Annotated in this window: 23 protein-coding genes and 1 pseudogene; 9 read left to right on the plus strand and 15 right to left on the minus strand. The window is 56.2% G+C overall.

The annotated features are described in order from the left end of the window. The first annotated feature begins 5 nt into the window (after window positions 1-5). Window positions 6-1,247, plus strand: a complete 1,242-nt coding sequence (locus H5P30_RS18925; protein WP_185694479.1) for an alpha/beta hydrolase — start codon at window positions 6-8, stop codon at window positions 1,245-1,247. 16 nt (window positions 1,248-1,263) lie between these two features. On the opposite strand, the pseudogene H5P30_RS22570 reads toward H5P30_RS18925, so the two are convergent. Next, window positions 1,264-1,368: pseudogene (locus H5P30_RS22570) on the minus strand (NAD(P)/FAD-dependent oxidoreductase); the annotation flags it as partial. A gap of 152 nt (window positions 1,369-1,520) precedes the next feature. Next, window positions 1,521-2,939 (minus strand): family 4 glycosyl hydrolase, encoded by a 1,419-nt coding sequence (locus tag H5P30_RS18930; RefSeq protein WP_185694480.1) that lies wholly within the window; start codon window positions 2,937-2,939, stop codon window positions 1,521-1,523. A 65-nt stretch (window positions 2,940-3,004) separates the two neighbouring features. Between H5P30_RS18930 and H5P30_RS18935 the strand changes: the two genes are divergently transcribed. Then, window positions 3,005-3,829, plus strand: a complete 825-nt coding sequence (locus H5P30_RS18935) for a helix-turn-helix transcriptional regulator (RefSeq protein ID WP_185694481.1) — start codon at window positions 3,005-3,007, stop codon at window positions 3,827-3,829. A gap of 395 nt (window positions 3,830-4,224) precedes the next feature. Here H5P30_RS18935 and H5P30_RS18940 read toward each other — a convergent pair whose 3' ends face one another. The 8 genes from H5P30_RS18940 to H5P30_RS18975 all read right to left on the minus strand — a co-directional run bounded on the left by H5P30_RS18940 (window position 4,225) and on the right by H5P30_RS18975 (window position 8,868). Further along, window positions 4,225-5,457, minus strand: coding sequence for an aminoacetone oxidase family FAD-binding enzyme (locus H5P30_RS18940; protein WP_185694482.1), 1,233 nt, complete (start codon window positions 5,455-5,457; stop codon window positions 4,225-4,227). A gap of 12 nt (window positions 5,458-5,469) precedes the next feature. Then, the gene (locus H5P30_RS18945) at window positions 5,470-6,681 is read right to left on the minus strand and encodes an ATP-binding protein (RefSeq protein ID WP_185694483.1); all 1,212 of its coding nucleotides are present in this window, start codon (window positions 6,679-6,681) and stop codon (window positions 5,470-5,472) included. Between the two features lie 214 nt (window positions 6,682-6,895). Then, entirely contained in the window at window positions 6,896-7,102 is a 207-nt protein-coding gene (locus tag H5P30_RS18950; RefSeq protein WP_185694484.1) for a CsbD family protein, read from the minus strand. 44 nt (window positions 7,103-7,146) lie between these two features. Then, window positions 7,147-7,608: a sll1863 family stress response protein gene (locus H5P30_RS18955; protein ID WP_185694485.1), complete on the minus strand. Its 462-nt coding sequence runs from the start codon at window positions 7,606-7,608 to the stop codon at window positions 7,147-7,149. Between the two features lie 58 nt (window positions 7,609-7,666). Beyond that, window positions 7,667-7,843 carry a DUF1328 family protein gene (locus tag H5P30_RS18960; RefSeq protein ID WP_185694486.1) on the minus strand — a complete coding sequence of 59 codons (177 nt, stop codon included), beginning with the start codon at window positions 7,841-7,843 and terminating at the stop codon, window positions 7,667-7,669. An 11-nt stretch (window positions 7,844-7,854) separates the two neighbouring features. Continuing rightward, on the minus strand, window positions 7,855-8,151 hold the full coding sequence (locus tag H5P30_RS18965) for a hypothetical protein (protein ID WP_185694487.1): 297 nt from the start codon (window positions 8,149-8,151) through the stop codon (window positions 7,855-7,857). Further along, a complete protein-coding gene (locus H5P30_RS18970; protein WP_185694488.1) occupies window positions 8,124-8,480 on the minus strand; it encodes a phage holin family protein in 357 nt (118 codons plus the stop codon). Before H5P30_RS18970 ends, H5P30_RS18965 begins: the two co-directional genes overlap by 28 nt. A 58-nt stretch (window positions 8,481-8,538) precedes the next feature. Beyond that, window positions 8,539-8,868 (minus strand): ElaB/YgaM/YqjD family protein, encoded by a 330-nt coding sequence (locus H5P30_RS18975; RefSeq protein WP_185694489.1) that lies wholly within the window; start codon window positions 8,866-8,868, stop codon window positions 8,539-8,541. A 153-nt stretch (window positions 8,869-9,021) separates the two neighbouring features. On the opposite strand from H5P30_RS18975, the gene H5P30_RS18980 reads away from it, so the two are divergent. After that, on the plus strand, window positions 9,022-9,699 hold the full coding sequence (locus H5P30_RS18980; RefSeq protein ID WP_185694490.1) for a DUF502 domain-containing protein: 678 nt from the start codon (window positions 9,022-9,024) through the stop codon (window positions 9,697-9,699). A gap of 186 nt (window positions 9,700-9,885) precedes the next feature. After that, window positions 9,886-10,530 (plus strand): response regulator transcription factor, encoded by a 645-nt coding sequence (locus H5P30_RS18985; RefSeq protein WP_185694491.1) that lies wholly within the window; start codon window positions 9,886-9,888, stop codon window positions 10,528-10,530. Between the two features lie 88 nt (window positions 10,531-10,618). On the opposite strand, the gene H5P30_RS18990 is transcribed toward H5P30_RS18985, so the two are convergent. Beyond that, a complete protein-coding gene (locus H5P30_RS18990; RefSeq protein ID WP_185694492.1) occupies window positions 10,619-11,317 on the minus strand; it encodes a TVP38/TMEM64 family protein in 699 nt (232 codons plus the stop codon). 239 nt (window positions 11,318-11,556) lie between these two features. Here H5P30_RS18990 and H5P30_RS18995 point away from each other — a divergent pair, with 239 nt between their 5' ends. Then, complete coding sequence (locus H5P30_RS18995) at window positions 11,557-12,744, plus strand: phospholipase D-like domain-containing protein (protein WP_185694493.1); 1,188 nt, start codon at window positions 11,557-11,559, stop codon at window positions 12,742-12,744. 413 nt (window positions 12,745-13,157) lie between these two features. Here the strand turns inward: H5P30_RS18995 and rsmA are convergent, their stop codons facing one another. The 4 genes from rsmA to H5P30_RS19015 form a co-directional block, all read right to left on the minus strand. Further along, on the minus strand, window positions 13,158-13,979 hold the full coding sequence (rsmA, locus tag H5P30_RS19000) for a 16S rRNA (adenine(1518)-N(6)/adenine(1519)-N(6))-dimethyltransferase RsmA (protein ID WP_185694494.1): 822 nt from the start codon (window positions 13,977-13,979) through the stop codon (window positions 13,158-13,160). After that, entirely contained in the window at window positions 13,976-14,434 is a 459-nt protein-coding gene (locus tag H5P30_RS19005; RefSeq protein WP_185694495.1) for a hypothetical protein, read from the minus strand. Before H5P30_RS19005 ends, rsmA begins: the two co-directional genes overlap by 4 nt. After that, on the minus strand, window positions 14,431-15,222 hold the full coding sequence (locus H5P30_RS19010; RefSeq protein ID WP_185694496.1) for an indole-3-glycerol phosphate synthase TrpC: 792 nt from the start codon (window positions 15,220-15,222) through the stop codon (window positions 14,431-14,433). Before H5P30_RS19010 ends, H5P30_RS19005 begins: the two co-directional genes overlap by 4 nt. 209 nt (window positions 15,223-15,431) lie before the next feature. Next, window positions 15,432-17,405, minus strand: a complete 1,974-nt coding sequence (locus tag H5P30_RS19015) for a sialate O-acetylesterase (RefSeq protein ID WP_185694497.1) — start codon at window positions 17,403-17,405, stop codon at window positions 15,432-15,434. A 2-nt stretch (window positions 17,406-17,407) separates the two neighbouring features. Here H5P30_RS19015 and H5P30_RS19020 point away from each other — a divergent pair, with 2 nt between their 5' ends. Genes H5P30_RS19020 through creC form a run of 4 tightly spaced genes read left to right on the plus strand, consistent with a single transcriptional unit; the run spans window position 17,408 to window position 20,706 of the window. Further along, window positions 17,408-17,947, plus strand: coding sequence for a PGPGW domain-containing protein (locus tag H5P30_RS19020; RefSeq protein ID WP_185694498.1), 540 nt, complete (start codon window positions 17,408-17,410; stop codon window positions 17,945-17,947). 35 nt (window positions 17,948-17,982) lie between these two features. Then, on the plus strand, window positions 17,983-18,549 hold the full coding sequence (locus H5P30_RS19025; RefSeq protein ID WP_185694499.1) for a shikimate kinase: 567 nt from the start codon (window positions 17,983-17,985) through the stop codon (window positions 18,547-18,549). A 19-nt stretch (window positions 18,550-18,568) separates the two neighbouring features. Then, the gene (locus H5P30_RS19030; RefSeq protein ID WP_221774413.1) at window positions 18,569-19,273 is read left to right on the plus strand and encodes a response regulator; all 705 of its coding nucleotides are present in this window, start codon (window positions 18,569-18,571) and stop codon (window positions 19,271-19,273) included. Continuing rightward, the gene (gene creC, locus H5P30_RS19035; protein ID WP_185694501.1) at window positions 19,270-20,706 is read left to right on the plus strand and encodes a two-component system sensor histidine kinase CreC; all 1,437 of its coding nucleotides are present in this window, start codon (window positions 19,270-19,272) and stop codon (window positions 20,704-20,706) included. The genes H5P30_RS19030 and creC overlap by 4 nt, the downstream gene beginning before the upstream one ends. Window positions 20,707-20,713 lie beyond the last annotated feature (7 nt).

Consider the following 20,713-nt stretch of genomic DNA (forward strand, 5'->3'; position numbering starts at 1 on the left):
ACAAAATGAAATCGAGAACGAGAATAGTCTCCCTGTTTTGTCTGCTATGGACTACGCACTGTGTGGTATCCGGTGACGAGCAGCAAACGGGCCTCATGTGGGAGCGGGAATTCCTCTACGAAGCGCCCGAGGTCTTCGAAGCACCGGAGGAATTTCTGGAATCGGCGGAATTCGACGATTTGCCCGACGGCGTGCGGGCTCTCCGGTTTGAGGGTCTGCCGTGGAGAGGTGAGGAAACCCGTGTATTTGCGTTTCTGGGAATCCCGGAGGAAGCGAGCGAGCGTCACCCCGTACCGGGGGTCGTATTGATTCACGGTGCGGGTGGCACTGCCTTTGCGCGGTGGGTAAAGCGCTGGATGGATCGTGGATATGCGGCGATCGCGCTTGATTTGGACGGTGGTATTCCTTTGGGCACATATAGCCATTGGAAGAGAAACCCATCGGGAGGTCCTCGGCGGGGGGACGTGCAGCAGTTGGGATGGCCCCTTGAAGATCAATGGATGTATCAGGCTGTGGGCGACACGATTTTAGCCCATTCGCTCATCTCTTCCTTTCCTGAGGTGGACTCGGCCCGTATTGGGGCCACCGGAATTTCCTGGGGAGGAGTCGTCCTCTCCAATGTCGCTGGGGTGGATCCTCGATTGAAGTTCGCCGTGCCCGTTTACGGCTGTGGGTTCATTGCCGACGATTTCGATGACGGATCATCTTTTGTCGGGAGGAGCGCGACTGCGAGTCAGAGAGAAGAGTGGACCCGTTTGTGGGACCCGATGAACCGGTTGCCGGATGCGGAGATGCCAATGCTCTGGATTGCCGGCGTGAACGATTTCGCGTTCACGCCACGCGTGCGCAAGCTGTCTTATGAACTGGCTCCGGGAACCGTGGCCGTTTCCCTGCGCTTACAGATGGGGCACAGTCAAGGCCGAGGCGAAGCACCGGCAGAAGTCTATGCCTTTGCGGACAATATCGTCAAAGAAGGAAAACCGCTCCCACAGTTTTTAAGACAGGGTGTGGAAGAAGACGTCGGGTGGGCGGAGTTTGAGTTTGAGGTGTCACTGAAGCGTGCCGAGCTCTGCTACACTCTGGACAACGGGAAATGGCAGGATCGTGTTTGGCAAAGCGTACCCGCTGAGGTCGACTTAAAAACGGGTCGGGTTTCGGCTCCAATTCCTCCCGAGGCGACCGTCTATTATTTCAATGTCACCGACGAGCGCGGTCTTGTCGTCAGCAGCGTTCATGTAGAGCCCTAGATCTGGCTTTTCACTTTTATTCGCTCATGGCCAACCCCGCGATGCGCACCGTGGTCCAAGCTCCCTGGAAGTTGAAGCCTCCGGTGATGCCGTCGTAGTCGATGCATTCGCCGGCGAAGTGGTGATCTTTCCGGTGATGGAGAAGAGGGCGCCGAGAGTTCCTGGGCGAGGTTTGGACGGCGGCTCTGGGCGCTTGGGACCATTGCGTTTGGAGGTCCAGTCCTGCGGCTTCGGCGAGTTTCTCCTGGAGGCGTCGGCGATTCGGATGGCCGACTAGAAAAGCTTGGGACTGATCCCAACGAGTTCTTCCTCGCTGTTCTTGCGTGCGGTTTTCTCGCCCACCCAAGATTCGAGTGCTGACTTTTCTGCTTCGTAGAGCTCGTCGAGCACCGCTTCGGCGGTCGCAATCGAATTCACGAGTGGATCCATGGCCAACGCCCGGACCAGGAGTTGCCGATTCTTTTGGAGGCACGCTTGCACCGTGAGTTCGTGGCAGTCGAGTATGCCCATCTGGAGACCACGCAGACCCAGGGGCATCGGACCGACCGGCTTGGGGTGGGGGCCCTTAGCATCAAACCGGCACTGCATTTCGAGGAAGGCATCCTCCGGAAGGTTGGGGACTGGGCGGCTTCCATCATCGGCCCGATTGGGCACGTTGACGTTGTAGCAGCGCCCATCCTCGACACACATGGTATGAATGATGTCCGTTGCGTGGTCCGATTTGTATTTTTTGTGGAACTCGGCGACATCCACACTTCCGTCCAGATACGATTCAACTTCGCTCCACATGTCCGCGGTCCACTGTGTCCGCTCGTCGCAGTCGAAGACCGAGAGCGGGGGCACCGATTCCTGAATGGCGGAGCGTCCTTGGTAGTAGGGCAGGTATTCCTTGGTGTGCCCGGTGACCGTCGGTAGCGCTCCGAAGACATCTCCGAGTTGCGCGGTGATCGTGTTGTTAAAGCGTCCTTTTGAATACCCTTGGTCCTTTTCTTTCTGGCCATGACTTCGGAAGGCCTCGTGCAACCGGTCGAAGACATCCTCTCCCGCAAAGGTGGCGCTGAGGAGAAAGGTGAAGTGATTCACGCCCGCCGCCCGGGTCTCAAGCTCGCTGTGCCGCTCCGGGTCTTCGCCCATCAGACGAAGATAGGATTTCGATTGGTAGGGCAAATGTTGCGCGTCGCAAAGGGCGAAATACTTCCCCGGATAGGTACGCATGAGCATGATGCCGAAGATGGCACTCGGGTTGACGTAGTTGATCAGCCAGGCGTCCGGGCAGAGTTCTTGGACCGCCTGAGAGATCTCGAGGATCGGACGATACTCGCGGAGGGTGCGAAAGACGCCGCCCGGTCCGATGGTGTCGCCCGAGCACATGCGGATGCCGTATTTCGCGGAGATCCGGCAGTCGATCTCGCGATACTTGGCATTGTCCTTTGAGAAGCTGAGGACCACGAAATCCGATCCGGGCAGCGCATCCCGGAAATTTTCGTAGGCTTCGAAACGGCTCGGGGAATCGATGGATTCTCCGGTCTTCTCGGCAAGCCGGTGCATGCGCTCGAGGTTTGCGGAGTCGGTGTCGACGAGGCGAAGTGTGCCGCCCCTTAGTCCGGGGAGATGATGCATGGCCCAGATGGCCTGACGGGCGAAAAAGAGACTGCCGGCCCCGATGAGGGTGAGGGTGGGATTTTTCTTCATGAGGGTATCCTGACCGATTCCGACCGGATTGACGGACGGTAAATTCGATGCCTTAATAGGGATATATGTTGCAGCATTTGCAGACCTTGGTCTTCCGTCCGGAACGGGTTCCCCGGTTTCCTGCGACGACTCAGGTGCGGTCGGCGGGGGAGTATCGGGTCGGACCTTCGTGGGAAGAACGGGGCCGCCGCAAAGATTTCCATCAACTCTTCTGGATTGCTTCGGGCGAGGTGGAATTTCGCGTGAGAAAGGAGGTCTTTGGGACGGGGGAAGGGGAGGTCTATTTCTATAGACCGGGTGAGATTCATGACGTTCGGCCGGGGCGGTCGGGCGTTCACTACTTCTGGCTTACCCTCGACTCTCCAGGGGTGGATCCGTTGCTGGCGGGTTTCGACTTTCCGGGCCGTCGATTTCCGGCAGGATCACCGCCGACCGAGCTCTTTCGTTCGATTATTGAGGCTTTAAAGTCGGCCACTCCCCGGGGAGAAATGGAGGCGACGGTGACTGCGTATGAGATCCTCACCCGGCTCGCCTGGCAACGGCGACAGCTTCTCCCGGAGTCGGGAGCGGGCGAGAGGCTACGCAACCGTATGGACGCCCAATTTGCCGACCCGAATTTGAATATCGAATCCTTGGCGGAGCAGGAGGGAATGCATCGGGCGACGGTCTACCGAACTTTCCTCCAGATACACGGGATATCGCCTTCGCTTTATCTACAAAGAAGGCGTCTGGTACATGGGCTGGCCCTCCTCGAACAAACGAACAAAACGGTTCAGGAGATTGCGTTGGCCTCCGGTTACACGGATCCCAACCATTTCGCCAAAGTGGTTCGTCGGGCGACGGGGTACGGCCCGGTGAAGTTTCGTCAGCGGGGAGGAGAGGCGCTGTAGGGATTTACTCGCAGGTCGCCACTTTAGTTGCTTGCTTCGTCGAGTAGATCAGGAATCAGGCGGATATCGATATTTCCGCGTGTGGGCTGTTCTATTTTTTGCAACCTATTGCCTAACAACAGGATGAATGCGGATCGATATCTTTTCGTGAGATTTCCGAACTAATCATCCTTCGCGTTCGTGACGTGGCGGAATTCACGGAGTTTGGTCGCAAACCGTTTGGCTGCGTGGACTGGAGGAGACGCCTACGGAATTTGGAGAAAGCGGACGCCGAGTCTGCTATTTGAGGAGGCAATTCTTCCCGATACGACCGTCTCTTGTTTCAATGTCACCGATGAGCGCGGTCTTGTCGTCAGCAGCATTCTTTGTAGATCCCTAAATCTGGCTTTTCACGTTTATTCGGCCATTGTCAGTCCGGCGATTCTGCCGGTGGTCCAGGCTCCCTGAAAGTTGAAGCCGCCGGTGATACCGTCGTAGTCGATACATTCTCCGGCGAAGTGGAGGTGGGGGATGATTTTGCTCTCCATGGTGCGCCAGTCGATTTCTTTGCGGCGGACGCCGCCGCAGGTGACGAACTCTTCCTTGTTAGTGGTCTTTCCGGTGATGGGAAAGAGGGCGCCGGAGAGTTCCTGGGCGAGGTTCTGGAGGGCGGCTTTGGGGGCTTGCGACCATTGGCTTTGCAAATCCAGTCCGGCGGCCTCGGCTAGCTTTTCCCAAAGGCGTTGGGGCAGGGCGACGAGAGGGGCGTTTTTGATTTTTTTCTTCCCGGCGGTCTGCGACCCGGAGCGAAGAGACTGTAAAAACTTCTCGCGGTTGGTTTCGCCCGTCCATGCAACTTCGATGGGGAAGTGGTATTGGGCTTCGTGGGCGGTCCGGGCTTCCCAGGCCGATAGGCGGAGGATGGCGGGGCCACTGAGGCCGCGGTGGGTGATGAGAAGGGGGCCGTTTTGCCAGCGTTTGGATCCTTGGATGCGGACGGCGGCGTTGGGAACAGAGATTCCGGCGAGGCCGCTGATCCGCTTGTCGGAAACGTTGAGGGCGAAGAGGCTGGGTACGAGGGGTTCGATGGTGTGGCCGAGGCGTTCCAGGGTCTGGGGGAGGGAGGAGCCTTTGAGGCTGCCAGCAGCGAGGCAAACTCGGTCAAAAACCTCGGAGGATCCGTCGTTAAACTCGAGGGCGATGCCGTCCTCCCGAGGATGGAGGTCCTGGACTCCGACTCCGGGGGCCAGAGTGACTCTGGCGGCATGGGCGGCGGCGGTGAGGGTGTCGATAACGGTTTGGGAATTGTCGGTCGTCGGGAACATTCTCCCGTCCTCTTCGGCTTTGAGTTTCATTCCGCGCTCCTCAAACCAGCGAATGGTGTCCGTGGCCTGCCAGCGATGGAAGGCGGCCTTCAGCTCGCGGCCTCCGCGAGGGTAGCGGGTGGAGAACTCGGCCGGGTCGAAGCAATGATGGGTAACGTTACATCGCCCTCCGCCGGAGATCTTCACTTTGGTCAGGAAGCGCCTTCCCTTTTCGTAGAGAATGACCCGGGCCGCAGGGTTCGCCTCGGCGGCGGTAACGGCGGCATAGAATCCGGCGGCTCCCCCGCCAATGACGGCGAGGGATGTGGATGGAGTTCCGGTCACGAAGAAATGCCTCTAGTAGGATCCAGAGGTTTCGGCTGTTCTTTCTTCCCGCGGTTCCTCATGGGTCTCGATATGGATCGCCAAGGTTGCGCGAATCCGGAGGCGGCGATCACTATCCAGTCGGAATAAAAGTTTGCCGTCGAGAGAATCGAGAAGGCTGGAAACGACAGAAAGCCCCAGTCCCATTTCGAGGAATCGCGGTTCCTCGACCCAGACGTCGGTCTCCGAGTCGACGGCTTCTAGATCATCTGCGACTTCGTTTTCGATCTCAAAGACCCATTGGTTTTCTTTCTCCTCAGAAGAATACCATTCAAGGGTGACCGGAGCGTCCCCTCCGTGGCTGAATGCATTGTCGATGAGATTGGAAATGATTCGTTCGAGAGCGAGCCGGTGGAGGTGGAGGGCTAGTTTTTCAGTTCTTTTCCATTTGATTCGGGATTCCGGATCTCCGAAAGCCAGGGCACAACGCCAACCGATCGTGCGAATCACTTCCTCGGCATCGACCTTCTCGGGTTTGCCGGGAGGGCGGTTGATGCTGAGGATGCTCAGGTCATCCAAAATTTGCTGGTTATAGATGAGGCCCCGTGACAGCGCTTGAAGGAGTGCTTTCGGGTCAGACCCATTTCCGTTATTGTTGAGAGCATGCTCAGCGAGGCGAACCAGCACGTCGTTGCTTCCTTTTAGGTCGTGTGCCGAGGCGCAGACAACCTTCAGGTTTTCCTGCAGGCGATCGCCGAGCGAGTCGATCCGCCGCCGCAACTGAATTTCTCGCCGCTGATGCATCTGATCCTCCCGGCGAAGGTAAGTGTAGGCACTCTCGACGACGCAGTGGTTGAAGAAGAGTGAGATGATGCGATTGATCTCATGGACCGCGACAGGGGTAAAGGTTTCCTCTTCGCAAGAGCCAATGCACTCGCCGACTCGATCAGAAAGGATTTCTTCGAGGAGGTTGAGATCGAGAATGGCTTCGGCGAGATCAAACCCCTGCTGCAGGCGGGTTTTGCCATGGGCCTTGCCGTCTCCGTTTTTGTTGGCGGTCTCCAACGCCAGGGCCTCGACGACCTGATCGAAAATTTTGGGAATATGATCCATCCACGCCTTGCGGGACTGGAGTGTTACCCCCTCGCGGGAGGCGTTTACCTGTCGACGATCCAGCCATTCCTGCAGGATCTCGCTCCGCTGGCCTTTCAGCTCGGATACGATTTCAGAGGTGTCTCGGTTCATGATAAATTCAGAGAAAAAGCGACAACGTGAGGTTGCGATTAGGAAATATGAGGATGGTGCGAATCACTGTCCATTCCGATTCGTCAAAATGAGAATCATTTGCGGCCCGAGCCGTAATTAGGGTGAGTCTAGCAGGGGTGCGAGAGTTGGAAATAAAAAAGAGGCACCCGCTAAGCGGATGCCTCTCAAAGACTTGTTAAAGTCGCGGAAACGATTAGTTGGTATCGTGCTCGCTGAACCATTCGTCGACTTGCTTTTCAGCTTCGTCGCGGGCCAGTCCGTATTTTTCCTGAACAGTTCCGATCAGACGCTCTTTTTCGCCGTCGATCTGTTGCAGTTCATCGTCGGTCAGTTTGCCCCATTTTTTTTGGGCACTGCCTGACATTTGTTTCCATTTTCCTTTTAAAACATCAGTATTCATTGTGATTCCTTGGTTGTTTCGTTGATCGCTTTAGAAGCGGGGGCTCAGGAAGCCTCTTCCGCTTCGGCCTTGAGCTCGTCATAGGCCTCTACGAGACTGTCCCATGCTTTCTCAACCCCGTCTTTGGTGGCGTCCCAAGCGTCAGCCGAAGCATCGCCTGCTTTTTTGAGCTGATCTTCGAAGGCCTCACCTGCGTCTTTAAACTCGGCGACGGTCTCGTCGGATACGTTGTCAGATTCGTTTTCCAATTCGTCAGCTTTGGCTTCCAACTCATCGTAGCTGTTCTGCATCGCGTCGACGAATTGTTCCTTCTTTTCGACGGTGTAGTCGGCGACGTTATCCCAAGCGTTGGCGATGGCGTCGCCCGTTTTCTCAGCTGTATCCGAGATGGCGTCCTTGGTATTTTCGTAAGCGTCTTGCGCCTTTTCCTGACTTTTTTCGGTGCAGCCGAAAAGCAGGGCGCCCGAGAGGGCGAGGAGGAGAATTTTGATCTTATTGTTAATCATAAAATAGATGTGGGTTTTGGTTGGGTGATGCGGAGGGCATATTTGCCCTGAGATCACCTTACACTTTCGGCGATCCGCCTTTAACGGCTCGTGCGATGAGCGAAATTACGAGGAGGATGAGGAAGATGAAGAAGAGAATCTTGGCGATTCCCGCTGCGGCACCGGCGACTCCGGAGAATCCGAGACCTCCAGCTACAAGTGCGAGTACGAGAAAAATGAGTGTCCAGCCTAACATTGGTATGTCCTTTATTTTGAGTTTACTGAGTGGTTATTGTTCTTCCGACCGGAACGTCCGATCAACATGGGAAGAAAAAGTGAAAATACGAAAGAGCCAGCGATGGCCGAGTAGAGGTTTTTGCGACCGAGATTTCTCCCGGAGCCTTTCAATCGGCTGCCGAAGCTCTTCGCCATCCCGGCGACAGCCGCCAGTCCCATGACTTTTGCTATAAGGGGCTCGGTGCGCACGACGGTTTCCAAGCGGGCGATGCCGCTCTCTTCCGCCATTTTCAAAATCTTTAGTTCTTGAACGCGGATTCGAGACATTCTTTGTCCTTTTTGAATTCAGATTTAGTGACGGCGAACGGTGGAAGGCGCCCCGAAGACATTCGGATTGCCAGGAGTACCAGTATCACCACCAGGAGGAAGCAGGAGCCTGCGACGATCGAGAGGAACCAGATTCGGGAAGGACCCTCGGTGAGAGCGATCCCCAGTGCCAAAAGCGAAGCGAGGCAGAGCTGAGCGAGCACAAAGGCCACCGCGAAGATGCTTACGACCCTCACCGTCCGCATCTTCACCAGACGAACTTCTTCGAGGAAGATGTCGAGCCGGAGGGATACGAGACGGCTGAAGCTTTTGAGCAGCTTGGGATTCATAGAAGAATCGGGTTACGGGTGTAGTGGGAGCGCGGTTCTGACGCGCTTCCCCTACAAATTAGTCTCCTTTGCGGAGGATAAGGCTGAGGACGAATCCGCCGAGAGCTGCGATTCCGATGGACTTCCAAGGGTTTGCACGAACGAGTTCGTCAACACCTTGTGAGTATTCGATCGTTTTGTCTTTCGCTGCTTCACCGTGTACCTTCAACCTGTCGACTCCTTCGCTCAGAGCGGCGCGGGCGGCTTGAACTTTTTCGTCGATCGCTTCGCCGGAAGCAGTCTTTGCTTCTTTGGCTAGATCCTGGGCGTCTGCGATTAGTTTTTGAAGGTCATCGACCAGCTGTTCGCGACTTTCAGAGAGTTGTGATTTTGCTGCGGTCTTACTCATAGTTGTATTGGTTTGAGAATTTTACCTTCGTAGGTTTTTCGTAACTGTTTAAATCGTAGCATGGGTTAATTGTATCCCAAGAATCAAGCCCTCCTACTTTCGAATGACGAAGGTTCGCTTTACCAAAGTCTAGTAATTAGAAGGATCTAGCTCATGAGTTTTGAGGGAGGATCGAAGTTGTTTAGAAATGCGGTTGTGACTGCAGGGAAAGGCGTAGGGACGCTACTGCCCCTGCTGGTTACCCTGTATGTCGTTTTTCTTCTCGGCTCGCTGCTTGAGAGCTATTTCGGAGGTGTATTGAGGTCGGTCATGGCAGATGACGCTTATATACCAGGTCTTGGATTCCTGTTTGGCCTCTTTTTCCTGATTTTTCTGGGTTTTTTGATTCAGATCACGCTACTCCAATCCTTCCTTCAGTTCTTCGAAGGACTCATTACGAGAGTGCCCTTGCTGAAGTCGGTGTATGGTTCAATTCGGGACTTTACGGAGTATTTTCAATCCCGTTCCAAATCGAAGTCGAGTAGTGTTGTGCTTTTTCAGCCGGTAGAGTCTGAGCCTGCTCGCTTGGTGGGATTCCGGATGAGTGAAAACGTTGACTCGCACATCCACTCCGGTGACGAGGGAGAATGGTGCTCAGTCTACTTGCCAATGAGTTACCAAGTGGGAGGTTTTACGGTCATCGTTCCCGCAAGCCGCTTAATTGAACTCGATTGGTCTTTTGAGGAAGCGATGCGATATGTCATTACGGCGGGGGTGAAGAGTCCAAAGAGGGAAAAACCTCAGGATGTGACCCCAGTTGCGAAAGCCGAAGAGCCAGAGGCGATTCACTGATATTCTTGGAAGGGAACGGCTTGCTGAACCTTGTTCTGGGCGACTGTTCTCGATGTTGAAAAGTACTGTGCCGCGGTCTTCGCGTGGGCTGTCAATTACGCGGGAAGAGGATCGATCCGCCTTTTTTTTGGATGGACCCCACAAGTTTCCTTCGATTTAGAAAGTAGTATATCATTACTGAACTGAATGGGGAAAACCAACGATATTTCGATCGGCATCATTGACGATCATCCTGCTGCTGTTTTCGGTCTTTCTGCCTTTTTTGAGGCCGGTAGAGGCCTGAAGGTTAATTGGACGGTTTCGGAAATTGCCAATTTGGATGTAAAGTTGGAGGAGAAGCCCGTGGACGTTCTGATTGCCGATTTCAAGATTGGGGAGAGTCGTATTCTCCATTGGATCCCCAAGGAGTCCGGGCCGAAGGTGGTGATCTACTCGGGGTTTTACCTCGAAGAGAATGTGCGGAACGCATTTGGGGCCGGAGTAATGGCTTGGATTCGCAAATCCGATCCTCTGGCGGATTTGGAGCGTGCGGTCCGGAATGCGGCAGAAGGCCGTAAGACGATTCACGCGACCGACGAACAGTTTTTCAAACGAGACCGATTTGTTGATATCTCTGATCGTGAGCGCGAAGTGCTGCAGCATATTTATCAGGGGCGATCAAACGAAGAGATCGCTAGCCTTCTCAAGATGCAGGTGACGACGGTCAAAACCCACGTTTCGCATTTATTTAACAAACTGGACGCCTCAAGTCGGAACGAGGCAGTTCATAATGCGATTGCCAGAGGCCTGCTCTCGACCCCCGACTCGACTCCTCCTTCGGCGACCTCGTAAGCTTGGATTTGCGAAGGATTGGTGGCTCTACTCCGGTGGGTGCGGCCGCTCTATTGTATTCGCTTGTGGGGCAAGGTTACTCGGATTCCTACGGTTCATCGTCTTCGGACGATTTTTTCAAAGCCGCTCGGGTCTTGGTCGTCACCCTGGCGCTGACAAAGATAAAGACTCCGATCCCAACCCCGAAGAGGATCCACTGCCAGATTCCCAGCTCGCCATCCCCGAATGCGGATCGTGCGAGAGATCCCGCATAGACCATCAGGATGGCACCGGGCACCATGCCGATGACGCTCGCGATGGTGAAAGGAATCGTCTTGAGAGAGAGGGTTCCAAAGAAAAAATTGGCGAGTGTGAACTGCAGGAATGGCGTCATCCGCAAAAGGGCAACGATGGTTACGCCGTCATCCTTGACCGAGGATTGAATCGCCTGAAACCAACGGTTTTGTGCGAAGGAGAGGTGCTGAATGCGATTCCATATCTGGCCTCCTAGTAGGAAGCCGATCAGAGAGCCCGCTGCGAGAACGCCCAAGGCTAAGCCAAAGCCAATGGGGAAACCGAAGAGGAGCCCCGCGGAAAAGATAATGGGGGAAATCGGACAGAAAACGACGGAGAGAACCGTTCCGATCAGGAAATACCAAAGCATGCCCCAACGCCCCGAATCGGATATCCATTCCTGGACGTCCTCACGGACTTCTCCAAGAGGGAGTTGGTAGAGGAGGATGATCAGCCCGGCAATCGCCAGAATGATGATGCCGTATACGATCGTTTTCTTTGCGCTGATCTTCATGGGAAAAGGCAACCGCTCCATCGGGAGCGATCGGCGTTCGTCGAGAGAGAGAGTTTCACCTCCCGAACGGATGGGCGTCAATGATGGGAAACCGATGGTCTTGTGTAAAGAGATCGTCCTAAAGTCGGATAATGATCTACCCCAAAACGGCCCTGAAGACCGATTTGCCACTTGGGTTATCAGTCTTTTCGGACTCGAATAGAAACGGTTGCGATCAACTCACTGAAACTTTTATTGCTATGACTCAAGCTGAACCGACACATTCATCTTCGGATGGGATAGCCAATCATCGCTGTTATCTGGAGAAGCTCCTCGGGATTCCTTCCACCGAGGGAAACGATCTAACATTTTTGCGGAATGGCTGCGAGATCTTTCCGGCGATGCTGCAGGATATTGAGGAGGCGAAGCATAGTATCGAGTTTTTGACTTTCGTTTATTGGAAGGGAGATATCGCTACGGAGTTTGCCACCACCTTGGGTAAGAAGGCCAAACAGGGACTGGTTGTTCGAGTGCTTTTGGATTCCTTTGGAGCCTCTTCAATGGACGACGGATTAGTGGAGACGATGATCGAAGAGGGGGTGGATGTCCGGTGGTTTCGGCCCTTTTCTTCGATGAAAATTTGGCGCTACGATAACCGTACGCACCGCAAGGTTCTGGTTTGCGACAATCGGGTGGCCTACACCGGAGGAGTGGGGATTGCCAAGGAGTGGGAGGGGAATGCCCGTAACCCGGACGAATGGCGCGAAACCCATGTCCGTGTCGAAGGCCCGGCCGTGGATGGACTCATCGGTTCCTTTTGGGATAACTGGATCGAAGCGGCTCCTGGAGATTTTCCGAAATTCGATACGAATGGAGACGATCAACCGCAGAAAGGTGAGGATCAGATTCTTGTTCTACGCTCGATCTCACGGGATACGGGGAGCGATGTCGCCAACATGATGCGGGGAATCATTGGGCAGGCGCGAAAAACTCTCTGGATCGCGACGCCGTACTTCGTCATCGACGAGCCGATGGTGGATCTGCTCTGTGAAAAGGCGAAGGAAGGGGTTGAAGTGAAGATCCTTCTTCCCGGGCCGCATTTGGATCGCCGCTTCGAGTGGTATGCCGCCGCTAAGACCTTTGAGAGCCTTCTCGAAGGTGGGGTGGAAATCCACCGCTATGATCAGACGATGATGCACCAGAAGTTGATGCTGGTCGACGGGGAGACCAGCATTATTGGTTCGGCGAACTTTAATCAGCGCTCGCAGCGACGAGATGCCGAAATCGTTATCGCAGTATTTTCGAAGTCGCGACACGAGGAACTAAAGGGACATTTTGAAGAGGATCTGAAGCACGCCCATCAGGAAAATGAGGGGAGCTGGGCGCATCGACCTTGGTGGAAGCGAATCACGGAACGATTCGTGCGCGCGTTTAAGAGTCAGCTATAGATTGGTTTTTACCCGTGGGAGGGTTATTCGCACTTAGCGGGACGCTTGTCACGTAATGGTTTGAGCGGAACAGGTTGGAGAGGATTTCTCCTTGGGCCTGTAGGATGCATTTCCAATCCTGCGCACGCGGGCTAAAGCACCGCGCTCCCAAAGAGAACACCGAGGAGCGCGGTGCTTTCGCCCGCGAATTCTTCGTTAGTCTTTCGTTTTGAATTGGCTTTGCTTTCGAGGAAATCCGGCGATTGTGCCTTTCGCGACGGATTAGAGCGGATCGCAATGAACAGTGGGCGAGTAGGTCGGACCTTGCTCATGGGATGGAAGTCGGCCTAACGCTCTCCTAACAGCTGGTCGCGGGCGAAAGCACTGCGCTCCTTTCCGTCGGCCGTGCGACCACAGAGGGCAATTGGGTTAGCCTATCCCTCCAGTAGTTTCCACCAGAGTTTCGGTGGTATCTCTTCGGCGCGGGCGGTGGGGGCTAGGTTGTTTTGGGTCAATGCTTCGGTCCAGCGCTCAGCTTCCTCTGCCTCGAGCCATTGCTTCATTCCCTGGCGGATCATTTTGCGGCGTTGACCGAAGAACTGGCGGAGGAGAGTAACGGCTGCGCCAGAAAGCAGCCGCGGGCATTCCTGTCGAACCCAAGTCCCGAATCGGGATTCGATGGTCGGCTGGGGATGGAAGGCGGAGCGGGGAACGTTGAAGCTCGTTTGAAACTCGTAGGCGAGGGTCATCCGGATCGCGGTGGGGCCGTAGGTCTTTTCGCCGGGGCGGGCCATGGTGCGATCCATGCCTTCTTTCTGTAGAATGAGGGCTACGAAATCCGGGAGACTTCGTTCCGGCTTGAGAAGACTGTCCAGCCAGGGAGAGGTGATGGCGAAGGGGAGATTGGAGAGCAGGGCAAAAGAGGAATTGGTTTCCGGAAAATCTCCGAGGGGTTGGGAGACTGCGTCGGCCTCGAGGAGATGGAAGGGACGGTCGGAGAATTTTTCAGAAAGGTAGCGGCAGAGGCGGGCGTCGACTTCCACGGCCCAGACTTCGTGCCCTCGGTCAAGAGTTGCCTCGGTCAGGGCACCGATGCCCGGCCCAACTTCGACGACTGGGAGTTCTGAAGGGAGGGATTCGACGGCTTTGCGGATCCAGTTTCCGTCGCAGAGAAAATTTTGTCCGAGGCGTTTTTCCGGGCGGATCTCGAGCTCATCCAGGATCGCCCGAACTCGGCTGGGGGAGTCGGCACTCATCGCTGGGAGAGGATGCGACTTGTCCTCGTGAAGAGGGTCTCGAGTGGAGCGCGGAATTCATTCGGGAACCGCGGATTGTGGGTGGGTTGCTTTAGCGCCCACCAGCGAATGAGGGAAGCGTGGCCGCTTTGCGGAAGGCTTTCCGAGAACAACGGTTTTCCGTTGCGGTGTGTGCGTGGGCAAGGCTGAAGCCGTGCCCCACTGTGGGTGGGTTGCTTTAGCGCCCACCAGCGAATGAGGGAAGCGGTGCCGCTTTGCGGAAGGCTTTCCGAGAACAACAGTTGTCCGTTGCGGAGTGTGCGTGGGCAAGGCTGAAGCCATGCCCCACTGTGGGTGGGTTGCTTCAGCGCCCGGCTCCCGCACTTCAGCCCGCCGCAGAGTGAGCGAATCTTGGGATAGCGAAGTAGCGACATCCGACTCTCAACGTTCAACCGCGTCACGGCCCACCGATTCACGCCTCTTTAAATTCACGAATGAGGGCAGCGGGATCTTCGGCGCGGACCAAGCCTTCGCCGACGAGGATGGCATCGGCCCCAGCTTCGCGGGCGCGGCCGGCGTCTTCTCCGGTGAAGATGCCGGACTCGCTGACGGTGACAATGTCGTCGGGGATTTGCGGGATGAGCGCTTCGGAGAGGGCCAGATCGGTGACGAAGCGGGAGAGGTCGCGGTTGTTGACGCCGACAATGCGGGGATCCAGAGATAGGGCCGTTTCCAGCTCTTCTTCAGAATGGATCTCGTAAAGGCTGTCCAGCCCGGCGAGGTCTGCGGCTTCCCGAAGACGTTTCAGCTCATCGATCGAAAGGGCGCGGACGATGAGGAGGATGGCGGAGGCGCCAGCTTCCGCGGCTTCCAGAACCTGGATCGGATCGACCATGAAGTCTTTGCGGAGGCAGGGAGTTGGGCGGCCCCGGTCGCGGAGAAAATCGGTGACATCCCAGAGGTCGCGAAGGCTTCCGCCAAAATATTTCTCATCGGTGAGGATGGAGAGGCCGTCGGCTTCGCCATTAATGTAGTGCCGGGCCTGTTCCACCGCATCGAGTCCGGCCGAAATGTCCCCGGCGGAGGGAGAGCGGCGTTTGATTTCAGCAATGACGGCGATCTCTTCACTGTCGCGGAGAGCACGGCTAAGCCGTCCGGTGTCACCTGCGGCAAAACGGGACAATTCTTCCTCGCGCACCGGACGAACCCGGTCGCGAATCTCGATGCGCTTGTGCGCCATAATCTCTGTAAGCTTATCGGACATGCTGAATCTCCGTTTTTAGAGGAGGCGAGAGGATCAGGGCGAGCGTAATTGAAGCCCGGTGGTCTGGGCAGGGGATTTCAATCGGGCGGGGGACGACTCATTGTCCAACCGAGTGACGTGAAACAGAGACTTCTTCGCGCTGATCGGAAGGCTAGCCCTCTTGCCGCCCCTGCCAAAACAGAGGGAGAATCCCTTACCGATGGAACGTTCTACCGATCGGTGCGGAAGGGGCTGAGGGGGAGGCCTTCGCTGTTGGTGACGTTCGCCCGGGGGTTGTTGGCCCAGGCGTAGCGGGCAGCTTGTGGGGCGGTGACTTCCGGATGGGAGAGCTCAATTGTGTCCGGGGAGACGATTTTGGCGTCGGCCCAGTACCAAGTGTCATCTTCGCCCTGGATGGCGAAACCGTCCAGTTTGCTATCCTTGGGGACTTCGAGTCCTTCATACACCGGAGAGAAATGGAGACGGATGGTTGCGCCTTCGGTCTCCCAGGACTGCAGGTAGGGGCTGGAGAAGGGAATGTCCTCGCCGTAGACTGTTTTGCGGGCTTGGAGGGCGAGGCGGTGTCCTGGCGTGACCTTGTCGCGTGGATGGATGTCGTCGGCCTCTCCGGCGTCGAGGATGATCGCCTCGCCGACATTGGGGAGGAGGAGGGCGGCTTGCTGGGCTTCGCGAATGAGGGCCCATCCGCCTTCCGAGGGAATGTTCTGCGGGTCTTTGAATGAAGCGAGCTGGACGTAGAAGAAGGGGAAATCGCCCACCTTCCAAAGCTCGCGCCAGGACTCGATCATCGCGGGGAAGATCGTCGCATACTCCTCGGGGTGGCCGGCGTTGGACTCGCCCTGATACCAGATGGCTCCCCGGATGGGGTAGGGCAGGAGTGGGTGAATCATTCCGTTGAAAAGGACTCCGGGCTGGTTCGGGTGATTGGTCAGTGTCCCAATGATGCTGCTCTGGCTCAGGTCGGGCGATTGGGTTTCGAAAAAGTACTTCCAAGTCCCGGTGAGGGAGATGGCTTTTTCCTTGTCGTTGGGTTCGACTGGCTTGAGGAAGAGGTCGGATTCTTTGCCGGTGAAGCCCCCAATGCCATATCGGTCGAAGACGCGGATGGAGATCAGAATTGGTTGTCCCTCGGACTTGGCAATCACTTTGGCGGGAATGGTGTAGCGGCGCTCAATCAGCCACGGATCTTCGTCCTTGGGACCGGTTTCACCGATTTGGACTCCATTGACCCAGACTACGTCGTAGTCATCAATTTTACCGAGCGAGAGGATGAGGTCTTTCCCCTTCCAGTTGGGGGGGATTTTGACTTCCCGGCGAAACCAAAAAGCTCCATCGACGGCATGACCTTCGCCCTCGATGGAGCCGGGAAGGGTCATCTCGGGCCAATCTTTATCGTCGAAATGGTTCAATTGCCAGCCGAGGAGTGCGCCGCGGTTTCCTGGATCCTGAATATGTTTGACCGTTTCGTACTGGGCAAGGATCGCGTCTCTTTCTTCCGGGGTGAACTCGGAGGTCGTCGCCGGCGCCTGGAGCTTCGGGTTGATCTTTTTCAGCACCGGAAAGGGGGTCCAGGCTTCGACATAGGTGCCTCCCCATGCGGACTGAAGGATGCCGACAGGGACCTTCTGGGTTTCATGGATTTCTTTGGCGAAGAACCACGCTACGGCCGAGAAGCCAGCTACGGTGTTCGGGCTGGCGACCCTCCAAGTGGAGGAAATGTCGTCCTTGGGCGTATAGGCGATTGTTTTGGGGGCTTTGAAGCTGCGGATTTTGGGAAGATCGGCCTCGGCGATGTGTTTTTTGGAGTCTTGTGCGCGGTCGAGCTTCCAAGCCATGTTGCTCTGTCCGGAGGCCACCCAGACTTCCCCCGAAAGAATGTCCTTGAGGGTGATCGATTCGCTTTGGCTCTGAATGGTTGCCTGGTAGGGGCCACCAGCCGGGGGAGGGGGGATCTCAAGACTCCAGGTGCCGTCTTCCTCGACGGCGGTCGATCCAGTCTTCTCACCGAAGGTTACGGAGACGGTTTCTCCGGCTTCACCCCATCCCCAGAAGTGGGTGGGTTGGTCGTGCTGGACAACCATGTGGTCGCTGAGGAGGTGCGGTAGCTTTAGCTCTCCGTAGGCGAAGGGTTGCAGGATCAGCACCAAAAGGGCTGAGACAGATTGAAGGGGAATCCTGATCATCGATGAAAGCGGCAGACTTTACGATCCGTATCCATGATGGCAATGAGAACCTTTTGCCCCGAAAACGGCTCGGGCCGCTTCCGAAGCTTGCGGGGAGTCAGCCGACTCTCCATCGTATCGCGGTGGATATTTCGCAAATTCTTGAGGAAAATCAGACGATTCTCACCGTCTTGGGGATCAGCAGCGTGCTGTTCTTTATCGGCTCCTTGTTGGTCATTCCTCTCGTCGTCGCCTATCTCCCTCAGGATTTCTTTGTTCGGGAGCCTCCTTCGGTCCAATGGACCAACCCTTTGAGCGTATTGCGCAAAATCCTCAAAAACGCTTTGGGGGGGATCTTTCTCTTCGCCGGATTTCTCATGCTTTTTCTCCCGGGGCAGGGCCTTCTCTCCATCTTGCTCGGGATCAGTCTGGTGGATTTTCCGGCCAAGCGGCGCTGGCAGCTCTCTCTCGTGCGGCGGAAGGGAATCCGGAAGACGGTTGATTGGATGCGCCGGAAGGCCAACCGTCCCCCCTTGGAGATTCCTGATCCGGCTCACCCTTGACTCACGATGGCACGCGGAAGAACGTGAATGCGTATATGGCGGATAATACGACAGATCCTGCGGTTCGGCCGAATCTTTACCTCACCGGTTTTATGGGAACGGGGAAGAGTTCGATTGGCCGCGAGCTCTCCCGTACCTTGAAATACCGCTTTATCGACTCGGATCGCTGGATTGAGAAAGATGTAGGGATGAAAATTCCGCAGATCTTTGCCGAGAAAGGAGAGGCGTGGTTTCGAGAGTGCGAGAAACGCTTCATTCAGGAGGGTCATCCCGCGGAGGGCTGTGTGGTCGCTTGCGGGGGAGGTTTGGTTGTTCCCGAGGGGATGATCGAGCTGGTGGAGAGCCGTGGAGTTCTTGTCGCTCTCTTTGCCTCCGTGAAGACGGTTTTGGACCGCACCTCTCGGAATAAGAATCGACCCCTTCTTGCGGTTGAGGATCCGGAGGCCCGAATCCGGGAGTTGATGGCGAAGCGCGATCCGATCTACCGCAAGGTGGATTTGGCAGTTTCGACCGACGGTCGCTCCTTCGCGGACGTGCGGGATGCGGTCTTGCGGATTTATCGGGCGCATTGTTCCGGGACGCCGGTATCCAAAGAACACTGATTCGAGAAGTTTATCTGTGGTGAAGGGCAAGGTATTAGTTATTGAGGACGAGCCCTCCATTCGCGAGTCGGTCGGCTATGCTTTGCGGACCGAGGGCATCGATTCCGTGTCGGTCTCCACGGTGGGAGAAGCTCGTCGTGCGATGTCAGATACGCAGGTTTCGCTTGTGGTCCTGGACGTGGGGCTGCCGGATGGGAACGGGTTTGATTTCTGCCGCGAGCTCAGGACCCATTTTGCGGGGCCGGTCTTGTTTCTGACCGCTCGCTCCTCTGAGGTCGACCGGGTCGTGGGCCTTGAAATCGGCGGAGGTGACTATGTGACGAAGCCTTTCAGTCCCCGTGAGTTAACGGCGCGGATTCGAAATCTGCTGCGGATGGCAGGGGCGAGGGAGGAGGAAGCTTCGGCTTCGGTTGAATTCGTCGGGCTCCGCGTGGATCGCGAAAGAGCCTGTGTTTTTCTCAATGGAGAGCCTGTGACCGTGTCGGCCAGCGAGTTCCGCCTTTTGGCGACGATGGAATCCCGGCCAGGGCGTGTTTACTCGCGGGATCTTCTGTTGGAGGCGGCTTGGGAAGATCCTGGGGCCAGTCTCGACCGGACGATCGATTCGCACGTTAAAAATCTGAGAGCGAAATTTCGGCAGATCGCTCCTGAGACCGAGGTCATTCGGACGCATCGGGGCTTGGGATATTCCCTGAATCCGAACCTGACGGAGGTAGGCGCGTGAAGATTCGCACTTTGTTCATCCTGACCTTCTCGTTGATCGGGGTCTTGGTTGTCGGTTTCTTCTATCGTTGGACGACGGATGAGATTCGGCCCTCCTACCTGAAGGTGGTGGAGGAGAATTTGGTGGATACCTCGCGGTTGTTGGCGGCGATGATCCAGAATGAGATGAAGCAGGAAGAATGGAATTACAACCAGCTTCACAATTCGGCAAACGACCTTCGCGAAGGTCGTTTCTACGCGAGGATTTACGATTCGGAAAAGTTCTCCTCGGACCTGCGATTTTATGTGACGGATGCTGCGGGGGTCGTTCGCTTCCACTCTCATCGGCCCGAGGAGGAAGGGCAGGACTATTCCGGCTGGATCGATGTGGCCCGGACCCTCAAGGGTGAATATGGCGCGCGCTCGACTCGCTTGGATCCTGCCGACCCCTCGAGCTCTCTCCTACACGTTGCGGCTCCGATTAAGGCGGGCGAAGAATTGGTGGCGGTGGTCACGGTTGTGAAGCCGATTGATTGGCCCTTCCGTTTCATGGAGGAGAGTCGTCGGCATATTTTGCTCGGTGCCGTAGTCTTGGCCGTGTGCGCCCTAGCGATGGTCATCGGTTTGTCGTACTGGCTCTCCCGTCCTCTGGAGCGTTTGACCGCGCACGCCCAACGGATCCGCAAAGGGGAGCGCTCTCCCGTGCCGCCGCCGGGCGGGTCGACCGAGATTCGTCGTTTGCATGCGGCTTTTGAGGAGATGCGAAAAGGCCTGGAGGGGAAAAAGTATGTCGAGACCTACGTCGCCAACTTGACCCATGAGATCAAGAGTCCGTTGTCGGGCTTATGCTCTGCAGCTGAGATTCTGGCGGAGGATCCTCCGGAGAAGGATCGCAAGCGGTTCATCGGACATATCCAGTCGGAGACTGCCCGCATTCAGCGTGTGGTCGACCAGATGTTGGTCCTGAGCGAACTCGAGGGAATGGACTCTCTCGGCCTTCTTGCCGATGTGGATTTGGTTCCTTTGTGGCGAGAGATCCTCTCGGAATATCAGGCCTATGCGGGGAGTCGGGGAGTTCGGATTGAGCTGGACGGCGAAAAGAAGCTGGTAGTGAGAGGAGACCGCGGTCTCCTGCGAACGGCAATGGGAAGTGTTTTGCAGAATGCCATCGAGTTTTCGCCGAACGGTGGGACGGTCACGGTTCGTTTCGAAGCCGGGCAAGACGGGTTAACCGTGGTGGTAATGGATGAAGGTCCGGGCGTTCCGGATTATGCCCGCGAACGCGTCTTTGAACGACTTTTCTCATTGCCGCGTCCAGAGGGCGGGCGCAAAAGCTCCGGTCTGGGACTCTCTCTGGCCCGCGAGATTGCCGAACTGCATGGGGCCAGGATCGTTCTGGAGTGTCCGGAGAGCGGCGGGACTCGGGTCGAGTGGACCTTCGAGGTTGGGCGCTGAGAGCCCT

Origin of the sequence: Puniceicoccus vermicola (assembly GCF_014230055.1) — a bacterium.
GTDB classification, from domain to species: Bacteria; Verrucomicrobiota; Verrucomicrobiia; order Opitutales; family Puniceicoccaceae; genus Puniceicoccus; species Puniceicoccus vermicola.

Excerpts from the sequence above, each read along its gene's own strand:
- H5P30_RS18925 (WP_185694479.1), top strand. The coding sequence starts at position 6 with ATGAAATCGAGAACGAGAATAGTCTCCCTGTTTTGTCTGCTATGGACT.
- H5P30_RS18930 (WP_185694480.1), bottom strand. The coding sequence starts at position 2,939 with ATGAAGAAAAATCCCACCCTCACCCTCATCGGGGCCGGCAGTCTCTTT.
- H5P30_RS18935 (WP_185694481.1), top strand. The coding sequence starts at position 3,005 with ATGTTGCAGCATTTGCAGACCTTGGTCTTCCGTCCGGAACGGGTTCCC.
- H5P30_RS18945 (WP_185694483.1), bottom strand. The coding sequence starts at position 6,681 with ATGAACCGAGACACCTCTGAAATCGTATCCGAGCTGAAAGGCCAGCGG.
- H5P30_RS18950 (WP_185694484.1), bottom strand. The coding sequence starts at position 7,102 with ATGAATACTGATGTTTTAAAAGGAAAATGGAAACAAATGTCAGGCAGT.
- H5P30_RS18955 (WP_185694485.1), bottom strand. The coding sequence starts at position 7,608 with ATGATTAACAATAAGATCAAAATTCTCCTCCTCGCCCTCTCGGGCGCC.
- H5P30_RS18960 (WP_185694486.1), bottom strand. The coding sequence starts at position 7,843 with ATGTTAGGCTGGACACTCATTTTTCTCGTACTCGCACTTGTAGCTGGA.
- H5P30_RS18965 (WP_185694487.1), bottom strand. The coding sequence starts at position 8,151 with ATGTCTCGAATCCGCGTTCAAGAACTAAAGATTTTGAAAATGGCGGAA.
- H5P30_RS18970 (WP_185694488.1), bottom strand. The coding sequence starts at position 8,480 with ATGAATCCCAAGCTGCTCAAAAGCTTCAGCCGTCTCGTATCCCTCCGG.
- H5P30_RS18975 (WP_185694489.1), bottom strand. The coding sequence starts at position 8,868 with ATGAGTAAGACCGCAGCAAAATCACAACTCTCTGAAAGTCGCGAACAG.
- H5P30_RS18980 (WP_185694490.1), top strand. The coding sequence starts at position 9,022 with ATGAGTTTTGAGGGAGGATCGAAGTTGTTTAGAAATGCGGTTGTGACT.
- H5P30_RS18985 (WP_185694491.1), top strand. The coding sequence starts at position 9,886 with ATGGGGAAAACCAACGATATTTCGATCGGCATCATTGACGATCATCCT.
- H5P30_RS18990 (WP_185694492.1), bottom strand. The coding sequence starts at position 11,317 with ATGAAGATCAGCGCAAAGAAAACGATCGTATACGGCATCATCATTCTG.
- H5P30_RS18995 (WP_185694493.1), top strand. The coding sequence starts at position 11,557 with ATGACTCAAGCTGAACCGACACATTCATCTTCGGATGGGATAGCCAAT.
- rsmA (WP_185694494.1), bottom strand. The coding sequence starts at position 13,979 with ATGAGTGCCGACTCCCCCAGCCGAGTTCGGGCGATCCTGGATGAGCTC.
- H5P30_RS19010 (WP_185694496.1), bottom strand. The coding sequence starts at position 15,222 with ATGTCCGATAAGCTTACAGAGATTATGGCGCACAAGCGCATCGAGATT.
- H5P30_RS19015 (WP_185694497.1), bottom strand. The coding sequence starts at position 17,405 with ATGATCAGGATTCCCCTTCAATCTGTCTCAGCCCTTTTGGTGCTGATC.
- H5P30_RS19020 (WP_185694498.1), top strand. The coding sequence starts at position 17,408 with ATGAAAGCGGCAGACTTTACGATCCGTATCCATGATGGCAATGAGAAC.
- H5P30_RS19025 (WP_185694499.1), top strand. The coding sequence starts at position 17,983 with ATGGCGGATAATACGACAGATCCTGCGGTTCGGCCGAATCTTTACCTC.